General features: G+C 67.9%; 19 protein-coding genes and 2 tRNA genes. 15 read left to right on the top strand and 6 right to left on the bottom strand.

Going from position 1 to position 15,758, the window contains the following annotated elements:
* Window positions 1-19: 19 nt before the first annotated feature.
* From ASE70_RS16785 to ASE70_RS16760, 6 genes are all read left to right on the top strand, one after another.
* Window positions 20-1,054, top strand: a complete 1,035-nt coding sequence (locus ASE70_RS16785; protein WP_235520011.1) for an enoyl-CoA hydratase/isomerase family protein — start codon at window positions 20-22, stop codon at window positions 1,052-1,054.
* A 147-nt stretch (window positions 1,055-1,201) separates the two neighbouring features.
* On the top strand, window positions 1,202-1,978 hold the full coding sequence (locus tag ASE70_RS16780; RefSeq protein WP_056507338.1) for an enoyl-CoA hydratase: 777 nt from the start codon (window positions 1,202-1,204) through the stop codon (window positions 1,976-1,978).
* 11 nt (window positions 1,979-1,989) lie between these two features.
* On the top strand, window positions 1,990-2,865 hold the full coding sequence (mmsB, locus tag ASE70_RS16775; protein ID WP_056507334.1) for a 3-hydroxyisobutyrate dehydrogenase: 876 nt from the start codon (window positions 1,990-1,992) through the stop codon (window positions 2,863-2,865).
* A gap of 51 nt (window positions 2,866-2,916) precedes the next feature.
* Window positions 2,917-3,002: transfer RNA gene (locus ASE70_RS16770), tRNA-Leu, on the top strand.
* A 42-nt stretch (window positions 3,003-3,044) separates the two neighbouring features.
* Window positions 3,045-4,436 (top strand): ABC transporter substrate-binding protein, encoded by a 1,392-nt coding sequence (locus ASE70_RS16765; RefSeq protein WP_056507331.1) that lies wholly within the window; start codon window positions 3,045-3,047, stop codon window positions 4,434-4,436.
* 5 nt (window positions 4,437-4,441) lie between these two features.
* Window positions 4,442-4,867 carry a DUF4112 domain-containing protein gene (locus ASE70_RS16760; RefSeq protein WP_056402590.1) on the top strand — a complete coding sequence of 142 codons (426 nt, stop codon included), beginning with the start codon at window positions 4,442-4,444 and terminating at the stop codon, window positions 4,865-4,867.
* Here the strand turns inward: ASE70_RS16760 and ASE70_RS16755 are convergent, their stop codons facing one another.
* Genes ASE70_RS16755 through nadC form a run of 3 tightly spaced genes read right to left on the bottom strand, consistent with a single transcriptional unit; the run spans window position 4,868 to window position 6,892 of the window.
* Entirely contained in the window at window positions 4,868-5,587 is a 720-nt protein-coding gene (locus ASE70_RS16755) for a ribonuclease T2 family protein (RefSeq protein WP_200925667.1), read from the bottom strand.
* On the bottom strand, window positions 5,584-6,018 hold the full coding sequence (locus tag ASE70_RS16750; protein ID WP_056402588.1) for a hypothetical protein: 435 nt from the start codon (window positions 6,016-6,018) through the stop codon (window positions 5,584-5,586). Before ASE70_RS16750 ends, ASE70_RS16755 begins: the two co-directional genes overlap by 4 nt.
* Before the next feature lie 31 nt (window positions 6,019-6,049).
* Window positions 6,050-6,892, bottom strand: coding sequence for a carboxylating nicotinate-nucleotide diphosphorylase (gene nadC / locus ASE70_RS16745; RefSeq protein WP_056507327.1), 843 nt, complete (start codon window positions 6,890-6,892; stop codon window positions 6,050-6,052).
* 209 nt (window positions 6,893-7,101) lie between these two features.
* Here nadC and ASE70_RS16740 point away from each other — a divergent pair, with 209 nt between their 5' ends.
* Window positions 7,102-7,872 (top strand): SDR family NAD(P)-dependent oxidoreductase, encoded by a 771-nt coding sequence (locus tag ASE70_RS16740; RefSeq protein ID WP_056507552.1) that lies wholly within the window; start codon window positions 7,102-7,104, stop codon window positions 7,870-7,872.
* Between the two features lie 119 nt (window positions 7,873-7,991).
* Complete coding sequence (locus ASE70_RS16735; protein WP_056507550.1) at window positions 7,992-8,822, top strand: glycosidase; 831 nt, start codon at window positions 7,992-7,994, stop codon at window positions 8,820-8,822.
* Between the two features lie 216 nt (window positions 8,823-9,038).
* Here ASE70_RS16735 and ASE70_RS16730 read toward each other — a convergent pair whose 3' ends face one another.
* Window positions 9,039-9,662, bottom strand: a complete 624-nt coding sequence (locus tag ASE70_RS16730) for a (d)CMP kinase (RefSeq protein ID WP_056507324.1) — start codon at window positions 9,660-9,662, stop codon at window positions 9,039-9,041.
* Window positions 9,659-10,990 carry a 3-phosphoshikimate 1-carboxyvinyltransferase gene (aroA, locus tag ASE70_RS16725; protein ID WP_056507322.1) on the bottom strand — a complete coding sequence of 444 codons (1,332 nt, stop codon included), beginning with the start codon at window positions 10,988-10,990 and terminating at the stop codon, window positions 9,659-9,661. Before aroA ends, ASE70_RS16730 begins: the two co-directional genes overlap by 4 nt.
* Before the next feature lie 97 nt (window positions 10,991-11,087).
* Between aroA and ASE70_RS16720 the strand changes: the two genes are divergently transcribed.
* The 4 genes from ASE70_RS16720 to ASE70_RS20045 all read left to right on the top strand — a co-directional run bounded on the left by ASE70_RS16720 (window position 11,088) and on the right by ASE70_RS20045 (window position 12,774).
* The gene (locus ASE70_RS16720) at window positions 11,088-11,405 is read left to right on the top strand and encodes an FYDLN acid domain-containing protein (protein ID WP_056002892.1); all 318 of its coding nucleotides are present in this window, start codon (window positions 11,088-11,090) and stop codon (window positions 11,403-11,405) included.
* Between the two features lie 119 nt (window positions 11,406-11,524).
* Window positions 11,525-11,600 (top strand) — tRNA-Ala (locus ASE70_RS16715).
* A 187-nt stretch (window positions 11,601-11,787) separates the two neighbouring features.
* On the top strand, window positions 11,788-12,531 hold the full coding sequence (locus tag ASE70_RS16710) for a Crp/Fnr family transcriptional regulator (RefSeq protein WP_082451095.1): 744 nt from the start codon (window positions 11,788-11,790) through the stop codon (window positions 12,529-12,531).
* A gap of 84 nt (window positions 12,532-12,615) precedes the next feature.
* The gene (locus ASE70_RS20045; protein ID WP_156356321.1) at window positions 12,616-12,774 is read left to right on the top strand and encodes a hypothetical protein; all 159 of its coding nucleotides are present in this window, start codon (window positions 12,616-12,618) and stop codon (window positions 12,772-12,774) included.
* A 90-nt stretch (window positions 12,775-12,864) separates the two neighbouring features.
* Here ASE70_RS20045 and ASE70_RS16705 read toward each other — a convergent pair whose 3' ends face one another.
* Window positions 12,865-14,169, bottom strand: coding sequence for an MFS transporter (locus ASE70_RS16705; RefSeq protein WP_056402575.1), 1,305 nt, complete (start codon window positions 14,167-14,169; stop codon window positions 12,865-12,867).
* A 123-nt stretch (window positions 14,170-14,292) separates the two neighbouring features.
* Between ASE70_RS16705 and pgsA the strand changes: the two genes are divergently transcribed.
* Genes pgsA through ASE70_RS16690 form a run of 3 tightly spaced genes read left to right on the top strand, consistent with a single transcriptional unit; the run spans window position 14,293 to window position 15,550 of the window.
* Complete coding sequence (pgsA, locus tag ASE70_RS16700) at window positions 14,293-14,859, top strand: CDP-diacylglycerol--glycerol-3-phosphate 3-phosphatidyltransferase (protein WP_056402572.1); 567 nt, start codon at window positions 14,293-14,295, stop codon at window positions 14,857-14,859.
* Window positions 14,859-15,116, top strand: a complete 258-nt coding sequence (gene moaD, locus ASE70_RS16695) for a molybdopterin converting factor subunit 1 (protein ID WP_056507319.1) — start codon at window positions 14,859-14,861, stop codon at window positions 15,114-15,116. The genes pgsA and moaD overlap by 1 nt, the downstream gene beginning before the upstream one ends.
* A complete protein-coding gene (locus tag ASE70_RS16690) occupies window positions 15,113-15,550 on the top strand; it encodes a molybdenum cofactor biosynthesis protein MoaE (protein ID WP_056507316.1) in 438 nt (145 codons plus the stop codon). Before moaD ends, ASE70_RS16690 begins: the two co-directional genes overlap by 4 nt.
* Window positions 15,551-15,758: the final 208 nt, after the last annotated feature.

Genomic DNA, 15,758 nt, shown 5'->3' with positions numbered 1-15,758 from the left:
GTGCCGGGGAGGATTTGTGGTGATCCTGACCTCTATCGACGGCCATCTCGGCCGCATCCGGTTGAATCGGCCCAAGGCACTGCACGCGCTGAACCACGCCATGTGCGAGGCGATGCTCGCCGCGCTCGAGCAATGGCGCGACGATCCGGCGGTTCACGCTATTTTGATCGACCACGCCGAGGGGCGTGGTTTCTGTGCCGGCGGCGATATCCGCATGATCGCCGACAGCAGCGCGAGCGACGGTGCCGCCGCCCGCGCCTTCTTCGCGGTCGAATATCGGCTCAACCACCGGCTGTTCACCTATGCCAAGCCCACCGTCGCGGTGATGGACGGGGTGACGATGGGCGGTGGCGTCGGCATTTCGCAGCCATGCAAGGTCCGCATCGCGACCGAGCATACGCGCTTCGCCATGCCGGAAACCGCGATCGGCCTGTTCCCCGATGTCGGCGGCGGCTGGTATCTGTCGCGCCTGCCCGGACGGATCGGCCAGTATCTGGCGCTGACCGGGGCGCGGCTGGACGGGAGCGAGATGCTGGCGCTGGGGCTGGCGACGCATCTGGTGCCGGCGGCGGCGCTCGACACGATCAAGGCGGCGATCGCGGCCGATCCGCTGGCGATCGAGGCGATCCTGTCCGATCACGCCGTCCTGCCCGGCGAAGCGGCGATCCTGACGCAGCGCGAGGCGATCGACCGCCTGTTCGCCAGCGACGATTTCGAGGAGATTCTGGCTGCGCTGGAGGCCGACGGCTCCGACTGGGCACAGGCGCAGCTGGCGACGCTGCGCCAGCGGTCGCCGCTGTCGTGCAAGGTGTCGCTGAAGCTGCTGCTCGACGGGGCGACCATGCCGACCTTCGAGGACGAGATGCGGCAGGAATATGCGGTCGTCACCCGGATCGTCCAGCGGCCGGACATCGTCGAGGGCGTCCGCGCGGTGATCGTCGACAAGGATCACGCGCCGAAATGGGACCCGGCGACGCCCGAAGCGGTCAGCGACCATATGATCGACCGCATCTTCGCACCGCTGTCCCCCGCCGACGAATGGCAGCCGCAATGATGCTCGTGCGTCATTCCCAGCATATCCCTTCGTCATTCCGGCGGAGGCCGGAATCCATTGTTTCGGGCGTGCGCGGCTCTATCGCCGACGCCCCGTATCCATGGATTCCGGCCTCCGCCGGAATGACGTATCGTTGGAGGAACCCCGATGTCCGACTATGAAACCATTCTGGTCGAGCGCCGCGACGCGGTGACGCTGGTCACGCTCAACCGGCCGCAGGCGCTGAACGCGCTCAATGCGCAGATCCTGTCCGAACTGCTCGACGCGATGCGCGCGTTCGACGCGGACCCGAGCCAAGGCTGCGCGGTCATCACCGGATCGGCCAAGGCGTTCGCCGCCGGGGCGGATATCAAGGAAATGCAGGAAATGGATTTCGCCGCCATGTATGGCGGCGACCATTTCAGTGGCTGGGACGCGTTCACCCGCACCCGCAAGCCGATCATCGCCGCCGTCGCCGGCTTCGCGCTGGGCGGCGGGTGCGAGCTGGCGATGATGTGCGACTTCATCCTTGCCGCCGATACCGCGAAATTCGGCCAGCCCGAGATCAAGCTGGGCGTCACCCCCGGCATGGGCGGGTCGCAGCGGCTCGCGCGCGCGGTGGGCAAGGCCAAGGCGATGGAGATGTGCCTGACCGGCCGGATGATCGGCGCGGAGGAAGCGGAGCGTTGCGGTCTGGTCGCGCGGATCGTGCCCGCCGACGATCTGGTCGAGGACGCGGTGAAGACCGCACAGGCCATTGCCGCCATGGCACCACTGGCGGTCAAGGCGAACAAGGAAATGGTCAACGCCGCGTTCGACACGACACTGACGCAGGGGGTCCAGTTCGAACGCCGCCTGTTCCACGGCCTGTTCGGGACGGCCGACCAGAAGGAAGGCATGACCGCCTTTGTCGAGAAGCGTCCCGGCAACTGGACGGGGCGGTAGGAGGAACCAGCATGGCACGGATCGGATTCATCGGCCTCGGCAATATGGGCGGCGGCATGGCGGCCAATCTGGCGAGGGCGGGGCATGACGTCCGTGCGTTCGACCTGTCCGCCGATGCGCTGGCCCGGGCGAAGGCGGCCGGTTGCCTGCCGGTCGGCGATGCGGTCGAGGCGGCGACCGGTGCGCAGGCGGTGGTGACGATGCTGCCGGCGGGGACGCATGTCGCGCACATCTATGCCGACGGGCTGTTCGATGCGGTCGATACCGGCGCGGTGCTGATCGATTGTTCAACGATCGACGTCGATACCGCCCGTCAGGTGGCCGAGGCGGCCCGCGCGAAGGGCTTGCAGGCGGTCGACGCGCCGGTATCGGGCGGCATCGCCGCCGCGAATGCGGGCGCACTGACCTTCATGGTCGGCGGCACCCCGGCGGCCTTCGCCAAGGCTGCGCCGTTCTTGGAAGATATGGGCAAGGCGGTGATCCATGCCGGCGCGAACGGCGCGGGGCAGGCGGCGAAGATGTGCAACAACATGCTGCTCGGCGCATCGATGATCGCGACGTGCGAAGCGTTTGCGCTGGCCGGGAAGCTGGGGCTGGATGCGCAGACCTTCTACAACATTTCCTCGGTCAGTTCGGGCCAGTGCTGGTCGATGACCAGCTATTGCCCGGTGGCGGGCGTCGGTCCCGAAACGCCCGCCGACCGGGGATTTCAGGGCGGGTTCGCCGCCGCGCTGATGCTGAAGGACCTGCGCCTCGCCATGCAGGCAGCGGCAGGGGCGGGGGCCGACACGCCGATGGGCGCGCGCGCCGCCGAACTCTACGCCCGCTTCGTCGAGGACGGCCATGCTGCGACCGATTTCTCCGGCATCATCCAGATGCTGCGGTAGCGGCGGCTTGACGGGCGCGCGCCGATCCGCTTGGAACGCAGCCTCCTCCACGCGGACGTGGCGAAATCGGTAGACGCAGCGGACTTAAAATCCGCTTCCCATCGGGAGTGCGGGTTCAAGTCCCGCCGTCCGTACCACGGGCTGGCCGCCGCCACGCCTTTCATGGCATGGAGCGACGCATGACCCGTTTGCTGTTTCTTGGCCCCCTGTTGCTGACGCTGGCCGCATGCGACCGGGGGGCGGACGAGCGGCCGGTGGTGGTCGATGCGATCGAGCAGGACGGCAACGGCAATACCGAACGCGTCCTGCTGCGCAGTGCGCTGGCACAGGGGCTGGTACGGTTCGACGCGGCAGGACAGGTCGAACCGGCGATCGCCGAACGTTGGAACATGGTCGATGACGGGCGCAGCTATATCTTTCGGCTGGGCACGGCGACGTGGAGCGACGGGCGGCCGGTCACCGCCGATCAGGTCGTCCCCGCGCTGCGTCGTGCGGCGCGGACCGGGGCCGGGCACCGGCTGACCCCGTTCCTGCGCTCGATCGACGAGATCGTGGCGATGACGCCGCAGGTTATCGAGATCCGGTTGAAACGGCCGAATACCGAGCTGCTGACCCTGCTGGCGCAACCCGAACTGGCGGTGATGCACGGTGCGCAGGGCAGTGGACCGATGCGGCGGCTGCGGGGGCAGGGCGTGCGGCTGCGCGCGCCGGTCGATTCGGACGCGCCGGCCCCGGTTCCCGCCGACGAGGTGCGGCTGAACGGTGCGCGTGCGGCACTGGCCGTGGCGCGGTTCGGGGCGAAGCGAAGCGATCTCGTGCTGGGGGGCGCGCTGGCCGACTGGCCGATCGTCGCCGCGGCCGGGCTGCGGACGACGGACATTCGCGTCGATCCGGCGCGCGGGCTGTTCGGTTTCGCCTTTGTCGGGCGCGACGGGTTTCTTGCCGCGCCGCTGAACCGGGCAGCGGTAGCCATGGCGATCCAGACCGCCAATCTGCCTGCCGCGATCGATGGCGGCTGGGCCGGCATCGACACCATCCTGCCCGAAGCGTTCGATTCGGCGAGCGATCCGGCGCTGCCGCCATGGCGCAAGCTGACCGAGGACCAGCGCTGGCAGACCGCGCGGGCGCAGGTCGCGGCGTGGGGCCGACCGGTGACGGTGCGGGTCGCGCTGCCCGACGGTCCCGGCGCGACGCTGTTGTGGGGTCGGATGGCTGCGGCACTGGCGCGGACCGGGATACACGGGCAGCGGGTCGGGATCGATGCGCCGGCCGACCTGCTGCTGATCGACCGGGTCGCCCCCTATGACAGTGCGCGCTGGTATCTGGCGACGGCGTGCCGGGGTTGCGCGATGGATGCGATGACGCTGATCGCGGCGGCACGCGATGCCACGTCGTTGCCCGAACGGGCGCAGCGGCTGGCGGCGGCGGATGCGGCGCTGGCCGCCGATGTCGCGTTCGTGGCCGTCGCGCGACCGTGGCGCTGGTCGCTGGTCGCGCCGCGCCTGCGCGGGTTCCAGACCAATCCGCGTGGCGTCCATCCGTTGAACCACCTGCGTGGCGATACCAAATAGGAGGCATGGCAAAGCCGACCCGCATCTCCCCCGAATTGTTCGAGCAGATCGCCGGACATCTCGACCGTGATCCCGCCGCCGTGCGCCGCCGCGTGGTGGCGATCGAGCGACTGATGGAACGGTCGATGACCATTCCCGGCATCAACCGTCCGATGGGCCTCGATTTCCTGCTGAACTTCATCCCCGTGGTCGGCAGCTTCATCGGCGCGGCGATGGGCAGTTACATGCTGTGGGAAGCGCGCAACCTCGGCATGTCGCGGTGGCAGATGGCGCGGATGGCCGGAAATGTCGGCACCGACTGGGCGTTGGGGCTGATCCCGGTCGTCGGGGCGGTGCCCGATTTCTTCTTCCGGTCGAACACTCGCAATCTGCGGATCATTCGCAAGCATCTCGACCGCCACCATCCCGCGACGGCGACGGTCGAGCTCTGATTACGCCGCCTGCCGCCCGCCGCGCCAGATCTTGATCCGGGTGCCGGGCGTCACGCCACCCTGATGTGCCGGGCAGGCGGTGTAACGACGACGCTTGTCGAGGCAGAGCCAGACCTCGTCCAGCCAGCCGCGCTTGTTGGTGGTGATCCGCATTGATTGCGGGGTGACGCCCGGATTGACGCGGGCGATCGCGGCGGCAAGCTGTCCGGCGGTCAGACTGGGGCGACGTGACAGCGCCATCATGTCCGGGAAGCGCAGTTTCCCGAACAGGGTGCGGGATTCGTCGAAATAGCCCGCCGGCGACACGCCCATGCAGGTGCCATGCTTGGCATATTCGTGCTGGAGCAATTGCGCCGAGGGGGTGACACACAGGTTTTTGGCGATCACCGCCGGCGGCAGGATCGGCGTCGAGGTGCAATATTGCGGCCAGTCCTTGCCCTCGCCATCGGGCCACAGGCCGTGCAGCGTGAATCCGAAGCGATTGCTGCCGTCGCACTGGAACGCGTTGCGCGGGTCGTCGGCGCGCGTCCGGCAAAATTCGGGGCTCCACGTGATCGCCAGCGTATAGCTGCCGATCGGGAGCACGCGGCGCGGCTGCGACGGGCTGGGCAGGTCGGGGCGCGGGCGTTGAATCTGCGCCGGGGCCGAACATTTCAGCGTCTGCGCCTGGACGGCGGCGGGAAGGAGCAGGGCGGCGAGCGTCAGGGCACGTCGCATCATGCTTCGTCCTCCACGGGTTCGAACGGCGCGAACCATGCGGCGGCGTCGGGGCGGAACAGGAAGAAGGTCGCTGCCGCCTGCAACGCGACCGCGACGAGGCGGATGATCCCGCCAGCGTCGAGGATGACCGCACCGCCGGCGAGCCCGAGGAGCAGGCTGCCGACCGAGAAGGCGGTGAAGACCGCCACGATCCAGCGTGCGACGTTGCTGGCGCGCTTTGCCGCGAAGAACCACAACACCAGCGCGATCAGCACGCCGGCCGCGATCATGCCGCCGGCGGCGACCGCGGCGCCCGAGCCAAGCGCGGCGGTTTGCGCGTTTTCGGTCAGGCGGGCCATGGTCACCGGCCATTCGATGACATTGCCGATCAGCCCGACGACGATCGAGGCGAGGTAGAGCCGGTCGAACCGGACGATCGAGCTTGGACGCATGGAGTTCCCTCTGTGGAGCGCTGTCCGGTGGTTATGCGGCGTCGAAGGTGAAATCCAGCCCGATATCGGCGGCGGGGGCCGACTGGGTCAGGCGGCCGACGCTGATATAGGTCACGCCGGTTTCGGCGATGGCGCGGATCGTGTCGAGATTGACCCCGCCCGATGCCTCTGCGGGGACGCGACCGGCGATCATCGCCGCCGCTTCGCGCAGGGTCGGCGGGGTCATGTTGTCGAGCAGCAGGTGCGTCGCGCCCGCCGCCAGCGCGGGTTCGATCTGGTCGAGCGAATCGATCTCGACGATGATGCGGTCGATGCCGGCCGCCTTGGCGCGGGCGGTGGCTTCGCCGACCGATCCGGCGACGGCGACGTGATTGTCCTTGATCATCGCCGCATCCCACAGGCCCATGCGGTGATTGGTCGCGCCGCCCATGCGGGTCGCGTATTTTTCGAGGATGCGCAGGCCGGGAATCGTCTTGCGCGTGTCGAGCAGCGTCGCGCCGGTGTCCGCGATTGCGGCGACATAGCAGGCGGTGAGGGTGGCGATGCCCGACAGGTGCTGGACGGTGTTCAGCGCCGAGCGTTCGGCCGTCAGCAGCGCGCGGGCATTGCCGCGCAGGCGGAGCAGGGCGGTGCCGGCCGCGACGCGGTCGCCATCGGCGACCAGCGGTTCCAGAACGACGTGGGGGTCGAGATGGCGGAAGAAGGCGGCGGCGAGGTCGAGGCCGGCTACGGTGATCGCGTCGCGGCTGTCCATCACGCCGGTGAAGACCGCATCGGCCGGGATGACGGCGGCGGCGGTGATGTCGCCGAGGTCGCCCATATCCTCGGACAGGGTGGCGGCGACGAAGGCGGGGAGGTCGAAACCGGGGAGCATGGCGTTGTCCGATATGGGGAAAGTGAAGCGGCTATAGGGCGGGGGGCGAAGTTGGTGAAGGTGACACGTAGTCGACGTCGCGGCACCTCACCCCCGAATCGCGGATAGCGTCGGCGGCTCGCCAGCATGACGTCGTCCGAAGGTGTAGGAAAGTTCATGAAGCCAAGCCGCACGCGGTTCGTTGCATCCCCCGAACGATAATGGAGGCGATGGTGACAGGCCGGACGGTGATAGTGACGGGGGCGGAGTCGGGGATCGGCGCGGCCTGTGCGGCGGCGTTCGGACGCGAAGGCGACCGGGTGGCGATCCTCTACCATTCGAACACGGAGGGCGCGGAAAACAGCGCGCAGGCGGTCCGCGAAGCGGGCGGCGAAGCGATCACCCTTCAGGCCGATGTGGACGGCGAAGCATCGGTCGACGCCGCGTTCGGCAAGGTCGAGGCGCTGTGGGGGCCGGCCGCGATACTGGTCAATTCGGCGGGCATGAACATGCGCGGGGTGAATGTCCGCGACATGGCGCTGGATCAGTGGCGGGGCATGATCGACACCGACCTGACCGGTGCGTTCCTGACGTCGCGCCGCTTCCTGACCGGGCGGGGCGACAACGGCGGCGACGCGGTGATCCTGCAAATCTCGTCGATCCATGCCTATGCCGTGCGCGCCGGCGGCGCGGATTATTGCGCGGCGAAGGGGGGGCTGACCAATCTGGTCGAGACGCTGGCGATCGAGGAAGCGCCGCGCGGCATCCGCGTCAACGCGATCGAGCCGGGCATGATCCTGACCCCGATGAACGCCCGCGCGCAGCAGGACGTCGCCTATCGCCAGTCGCTGGAGCGCAACATTCCGATGCAGCGCGCGGGGCAGCCCGAGGAGGTCGCCGATCTGGCGGTGTTCCTGGCGAGCGACCGGGCGCGCTATATCACCGGTGCGCGGATCGTGATCGATGGCGGATTGTCGCTGATGCAGGCGGTCGGCGCATGAGCGGCGGTGGCAACATCGGCGATCCGCATCGCAAGGACGTGGTGTCCGATTGCGAGATCGAACTGGATTTCAACGTTCGCCGGATCGAGGACGTGACGCTGGACGGCCCGCCCGCGCTGATGACGCGCGATCTGATGAGCCCCTATGTCTGGCAGGAGGCGGACGGCCGGTTCGGCATGATGGTCCGGGCGGTGACGCGGCCGGGCGAGCCGATGACCGATACCGGCGTGATCTGGGCCGGGTGGAGCGACGACGGGCGGCATTTCGCGATGCTGCCCGAACCGTCGATCGTGCCGGGGCCGGGCGAACAGGATGCGGGCGGCGTCGAGGACCCGACGGTGGTGCGCCGCGACGACGGCTATGTCGTCTATTATTCGGGCGTGCTGGGCGATCACGCGCATGGCGAACTGTCCTACGCCGCCGGGCCGTCGCTCGACCGGTTGACCAAGAGCGGCGTCGTCCTGGCGTCGTCCAAGTCGGAGGGCAATACCAAGGAAGCGACGATCGACCGCACCCCCGACGGGCGCTGGCGGCTCTTCTACGAATATGCCGCCGATGAAGCGTCGCGGATCGGGATGGCGATCGGCGCGGACGTGGCGGGACCGTGGGACGAACAGCCGACCCCGTTCATGCCGCGCGCCGACAGCTGGGACGACTGGCATCTGTCGACGGGTCCGCTGTTGACCGACGATCCGGCGATGCCGGTGATGTTCTATAACGGGGCGACGCGCGATGCGCGGTGGCGGATCGGCTGGGTCGCGTTCGACGCCGAGTTTCGCGGCGTCGTGGCGCGGGGGATCGAGCCGCTGATCACCCCGCCGCCGGTGGACGACCGGACTGCGACGGACATCGCGTTCGCGGCGTCGGTGGTCGTCGTGGAAGGGGCGATCTGGCTGTATTATTCGCTGGAGGATCGGAAACTGGCGCGGGCGTTGATCCGGCGGAGTTGAGGGAGCGCCCCAGTCCGTTTGCTTCGAGCGCAGGTTCGAGCTTGTCGAGAACCGTAGTCGAGAAGGGGGGCAAGCGGCCCGTTCTCGACGAGGGTTGGGTCGGATTGTCCCCCGGACAATCCTGAACCATGCGGGGCATGGTTCACCCAACCCTCTTCTCGACAGGCTCGAAGCTGCTCGAACCAAACGGGGTGGGTAGGGGGGAGTATCGATCCCCTACCCCTTGCGCTGGCCCTCGACGATCGCGATCGCGCGCTGCACCGATGCCTCGATCGACAGGAAGCTGGTGTCGAGCGGGGCGGCATCCGCGGCCATTACCAGCGGCGCGGTGGAGCGTGACGAATCGCGTTCGTCGCGGGCGCGGATGTCGGCGAGGACGCGGTCGTAGGTGACGGTCGAGCCGGCCCTGGCGAGTTCGGCGTGACGGCGGCGGGCGCGGATCGCGGGGGTGGCTTTCACGAACAGTTTCGCATCGGCGTCGGGGGCGATGACCGTGCCGATGTCGCGGCCGTCGAGGACCGCGCCGCCGGATTGTTGTGCGAATTTGCGCTGGCGGCGGAGCAGCGAGGAGCGGACCAGCGGGTGGGCGGAAACGATCGAGGCGGTCTGGCCCGCCTCGTCGGTGCGCAGCCATGGATCGGAAAGTAACGTGTCGGGAAAGTCGCAGGCGGCAACGCAATCGGCTTCGCGCGTGGGGTCCTGCCCCTCACGCAATACCAGCGTCGCGACCGCGCGATACAGCAGCCCGGTGTCGAGATGCGGCAGGCCGAAATGCTTCGCCAGCGCCCGCGCGATGGTGCCCTTGCCCGATGCTGCCGGGCCGTCGACCGCGATAATCACAGCGACGCACCAAGGCCACGCAGCAGCGTGGTGAAGGTCGGGAAGCTGGTCGCGATCGGGGCCATGTCGTCTATCGTCACCGGGGCCTTGCTGACCAGGCCGGCGACGACGAAGCTCATCGCGATACGGTGATCAAGTTTCGCGGCGATGGTGCCGCCACCGGGCAGCGGATCGCCGCCGGTGCCGTCGATGATGAGGCCGTCCCCGGTCTCCTCGACCCGTGCGCCGATCGCGCGCAGCCCTTCGGCCATGGTGGTGATGCGGTCGCTTTCTTTGACGCGCAGTTCTTCGAGACCGCGGGTGACGGTGCGGCCTTTCGCGAGCGCGGCGGCGACGAACAGGATCGGAAATTCGTCGATCATCGACGGGGCGACCGCCGGATCGACGTCGATGCCGGTCAGCGTCGAGGCGCGGACGACCAGATCGGCGACCGGCTCGCCGCCGACATCGCGGGGGTTTTCGAAGGCGATATCGCCGCCCATCGCGCGCAGCACGTCGAACAGCGCGGCGCGGGTCGGGTTGAGGCCGACATTGGTGATCGTGACATGGCTGCCCGGCACCAGCAGCGCGGCGACGACCGGGAAGGCGGCGGAGGACGGATCGCCGGGAACGGTGATCGTCTGCGGCCGCAACTCCGCCTCGCCATGCAGTTCGATGACGCGACCCGCCGACGTCTCCTCGACGGTCAGGTTAGCGCCGAAGCCGGTCAGCATCCGCTCGCTATGGTCACGGGTCGGGACGGGTTCGACGATGCGGGTGATGCCCGGTGTGTTGAGGCCGGCGAGCAGGATCGCCGACTTCACCTGTGCCGAGGCGACCGGCAGCGTATAGTCGATCGGCACGGCGGGCACGATCCCGCGCAGCATGAGCGGCAGGCGACCGCCGGGACTGGCGGTGATCTCCGCGCCCATTTGGCTGAGCGGTTCGATGACGCGGCCCATCGGTCGCTTGCTGAGCGAGGCGTCGCCGGTGAAGGTCGCGGTGATCGCGTGGGACGACACCAGCCCCATCAGCAGCCGGGTCGACGTGCCCGAATTGCCCATGTCGAGCGCGGTGGCGGGTTGCAGCAGCCCGCCGACGCCGACGCCGTCGATGGTCCAGATCCCGTCGTCGCCACGCACGATCACAGCGCCCATCGCCCGCATCGCGGCGGCGGTGGACAGGACGTCCTCCCCCTCCAGCAGGCCGGTCACCCGGCTCGTGCCGACCGCGAGCGCGGACAGCATCAGCGAACGGTGGCTGATCGACTTGTCGCCGGGAACCGGGGCGGTGCCGGTCAGCGGACCGCTGGCGGCGACGGACAGGGGCGTGGGGGCGGCGTGGTGCATGACCGGCGGCTTTGACAGCGCGTGCCCGCTATGGCAAGGCGCGCCCCATCCGGGGGTCTGCCCCGTTTTTCCACGACACCGAAAGGTTTGGCTACACATGGTGAAGCCGGAATGGGGTACGAAGCGTACCTGTCCGAAATGCGCGACGCGCTTCTACGATCTAGGCAATGACGAGCCGGTCACGTGCATCAATTGCGGCGTGCACTGGAATCCCGAACCGATCCTGAAATCGAAGCAGCCGCTGCCGTTCGAACAGGTGAAGGTCGAGAAGGAAGGCGCGAAGGACGCCGATCTGGGCGACGATCTGGACATCGAGGGCGACGACGAACCGTCGGCCGACGACGATGTCGATCTGGGTGGTGACGACGACCTGGGCGTCGACACGACCGACGAGGACAGCGACGCCGAGCGTTGATGTTTTTGGGGCGGTGGGCGCAAAAGGTGCTTGCCAAACCGGTGCCCTCCGCATAGAGGGCGCTCCTCCCCGCAAGGGGAAGCGGGGCTGCCACCAGCAGCGGCCCCAAAAAAATGGACGGGGCCGTAGCTCAGCTGGGAGAGCGCTGCAATGGCATTGCAGAGGTCAGGGGTTCGATCCCCCTCGGCTCCACCATTTCCAAACGACCCCGCGGCGACGCGGGGTTTTTTGTTGTCCCGACGCCGGATACCGGCCGGCGGCGGACCCGCGATCATCGGTACGGCCACATTCGCTGCAATTGCGTTGCAAAGTTGCCGGGAACGCCGATCGATTAAACCAGTATAGCGAAGCGCGGCGCAACAGCCGCTAGCTGAACTCCCCTATGAGAGGGGACCAAGCGCTGCCGTACCGTTTGCGATTACTCGCCTATTCCGGTTTGACCGATGCCGACCGCGCCCGGATCGAAGCCCTGCTGGACCAGCGGCAGCGCAGCATCGCGCCGCGCCGCGACGTGGTGTCGGAGGGGGAGGCCCCGCGCTTCGTGCATTTCGTGCTGGAGGGCTGGGGCTGTCGCTATCGCCAGATGTCCGACGGGCGGCGGCAGATGCTGTCGCTGCTGCTGCCGGGCGACCTGTTCGATCCGCATGTGCAGGTGGTGAGCCAGATGGACCATGCGGTCGGGGCGATCACCGCGATGACCGTCGCCGAAGTGGTGCCCGACACGTTTAGCGCGCTGGTCGAGGGGCATCCGGGAATCGCGCGGGCGCTGTGGTGGAACGACCATGTCGCGCTCGGCATGCATCGCGAATGGATCGCCAGCCTCGGGCTGCGGTCGGCGCGCGAGCGGATCGCGCTGCTGTTCTGCGAGGTCTATTTCCGGTTGCGGCTGGTCGGACGGTGTTCGGGACTGACCTGCGAATTTCCGCTGACCCAGGCCGATCTGGCCGAGGCGACCGGGCTGACGCCGGTCCACGTCAACCGGATGGTGCAGGAGTTGCGACGCGAGCGGCTGATCGAATGGGCGGGACGGACGCTGACCATCCTCGACCTCGACCGGCTGTGCGAGGTGGCGTCGTTCACGCCGGGCTATCTGCACCTCGACCGGACGGTCGCGGCGGCGGGGTAGGGCGTGTCCCGGCCGTCCCGGTTCAAGACGGACGGCACGGGCCTTGGCGTTGGGCGAATTGGTGAATGGTTCGTTAAGGCTGTCATGATGATACCGCAGCCGATTCCCCCGCGCCGCCACACCTTCCGCGCCCGCCTGCCCAAGGTGGCGAGCGTGCCGCTGTCGAACGACGACAGCGACCTGAAGCTGTTCGCGGTCAGCTTCACCGCCTTCTTCATCTGTTTCTATACGTTCTTGCTGTAGGCGCGGTACCGGCCCGCTCCCCCACCCAGCCCCCCATTCAGGATATGCGGTGGGTGGCCGGGTGGGGGAGCGGGCCGGTACCGCCGACCCTCAAGCCGGGCAGCCGTCCTCGCAGGCCTTGTGCAGGCGTGAGGCGAGCCAAGCCGAGATCAGGCACATGCCCGCGACGATCAGGAGCATGTCGGTCGGACCCAGCCCGGCCTTGGTCAGCAGGATCACGCTGATCGCGCCGACGGTCATCGACGCGCAGTTGACGACATTGTTCGCCGCCACCGTCCGCGCGGTCTGGTCCTTGGTCACGGTGGTGGTCAGGAACGCGTAGAGCGGCACCACGAACATCCCGCCGAAGATCGCGATCAGCGCCAGCGTGGCGAGCAGCAGCAGCGACTGCGGATGGGTCACGAAATCGACCACGCCGTAGAGGGTGTCGCCCGGTGCCGGCACCCAGTTGCGGGCCTCGAACGCGAAGGCCAGCACGAACACCGCCATCGCGATCACCGATGCCGGCGAATAGCGCGCGGAGATGCGGCCCTTCAACAGCGCGTTGATGATGACCGATCCGATCGCGACCCCGATCGAGAAGATGGCGATGGTCAGCGACGCGACCTGCTGGTCGGCGGTCAGGACGTTCTTCACCAGCACCGGAAAGATCACGATCAGCACCGATCCGATCGTCCAGAAGAAGCTGATCGACAGGATGGCGAGGAACAGGCGACGGATATGCATCGTCGCGGCGATCAGATGCCACGACGAGGTCAGCGGATTGAAATTGATCGTGAGTTCGGGGCCGCTGCGCGGGGCCGGCGGCACGAAGCGCGCGGTGAACCAGCCGATCAGCGACACGGCCACCACCAGCCCGGCGGCCCATTCGACACTGATCCAGCCGGCGACGATCGTACCGGTCAGCACCGACAGATAGGTCGCCGCCTCGATCAGGCCGGTGCCGCCCAGCACCTGATCGTCATCGAGATGCTGAGGCAGGATCGCGTATTTGATCGGCCCGAAGAACGTCGAATGGACGCCGAGCATCACCACCGCGCTGAGCATCATCACCACGCCGGTCGTCACATAGCCGGTCCGCGCGATCAGCATTCCCGCCGCGCCATAGAGCATGATGCCGATTTCCGCCGTCTTGACGATGCGGATGATCCGCGCCTTGTCATGCGTATCGGCGAGCTGGCCCGACAGGGCGGAGAGCAGGACGAACGGCAGGATGGCGAGGCCGGTGGCCAGCGCGTTGAAATTCTGTTCGCTCGCCGGATCGCGGAACAGTTGGTAGGTCGCGAACAGCACCATCGCGTGTTTGAACAGGTTGTCGTTGAACGCCCCCAGAAACTGGGTGACGAACAGCGGCAGGAAACGGCGCTGCTTCAGCAACCCCAGCGCATTCATCATTCGAAAAACGACCTAGTCAGTGTCCCCGCAGGGTGTGGCGGCGGTGTAGCCGAGCCGAGCCGCCCGCTTCAATCGCCGATTGCCGCTTTCGCGTGAGGGTGCCGGGATGCTAGACGACCCGTCGTGTTGACGCTTCCCAATATCCTGACGCTGTCGCGTATCCTGGCGGTGCCGCTGCTGGTCGCGTTCCTGTGGTGGCCGATGTGGGAGGCGGGCTATGCGATCGCCTTCGCGCTGTATTCGCTGATGGGCATCACCGATTATTTCGACGGTTACCTTGCGCGGGCGCAGGGGACGGTGTCGAAGCTGGGCGTGTTCCTCGACCCCATCGCCGACAAGATCATGGTGGCGGCGGTCATCCTGATGCTGGTCGGCACGCGGCATGACGTGGCGATCATCACCGGCATCCACCTGATCGCGGCGCTCGTCATCCTGCTGCGCGAGATCGCGGTGTCGGGACTGCGCGAGTTCCTAGCCGGCATTCAGGTATCGTTGCCGGTGTCGAAGCTTGCCAAGTGGAAGACGACGTTGCAACTGGTCGCGTTCGGCGCGCTGATCCTCGCCGGAGCGGTGCCCGCCTATGCGTTCGTCCATGTCACCGGGCTGGTGTGTCTATGGGGCGCGGCGGTGCTGACCGCGATCACCGGCTGGGACTATCTGCGCGTCGGCCTGAAGCACATGGACAGCTGATGCCGGTCGACATCCTCTATTTCGCATGGGTGCGCGAGGCGATCGGGCAGGGCGGCGAACGGGTCGACCCGCCCGCCGACGTGACCACCGTCGCCGGTCTGATCGACTGGCTGGCAGCGCGCGGCGGCGGCTATGCGGTCGCGTTCGAGCATCGCGACCGGCTGCGCGCGGCGGTCGATCAGGCGTTCGTGGCGCTCGACACCCGAATCGCGGGCGCGCGCGAAGTGGCGATCTTTCCCCCGGTAACCGGCGGATGATCCGCGTCGTCATCCAGGATGCGCCGATCGATCTGGTGGCGGAATTCGCCGCAGCCGAGGCCGAGGATGCCGGGGCGGTGGCGACCTTTACCGGGCTGGTACGCGGCGACGACGGTGTGACCGAACTGGCGCTCGAACATTATCCTGGGGCCACCGAGCGCGCGCTGGAGGCGCTGTGCGAACAGGCGGTGGCGCGCTGGGATCTGGCGAGGGCGGTGGTGGTCCACCGCATCGGGCCGATGGTGCCCGGCGACCGGGTGGTATTCGTCGCCACGACCGCGCGGCATCGCGGCGCGGCACTGGAGGCGTGTGCGTTCCTGATCGACCGATTGAAGACCGGTGCGCCGTTCTGGAAGCGGGAGCGCCGTGGCGGCGACGCGCGCTGGGTCGAGGCGCGGGCGAGTGACGATGCCGCGGCGGCGCGGTGGGGGTGACGCCTTTCGGTTGTGCGGGTGCGTCGATACGGGAATTCGACTTCATGCAGCCGCTACTCCGCAGGAACGGGCAGCAGTCCTGTCCTCACGCTCCACCCGTACCCCGGCGGAGGCGGGAGTGTTCACTTCGGACTCTGTAGACGTTTTCTGGCGAGGAAGATGTCGAGGGTGATCTCGAGCATCTGTTGGGTCTTGGAGGCGCGTTTGG

Origin of the sequence: Sphingomonas sp. Leaf22 (assembly GCF_001421715.1) — a bacterium.
Lineage (GTDB): Bacteria > Pseudomonadota > Alphaproteobacteria > Sphingomonadales > Sphingomonadaceae > Sphingomonas.
The sequence above is the reverse complement of the archived record's forward strand: the minus strand, read 5'-3'. Positions and strand labels throughout refer to the sequence as shown.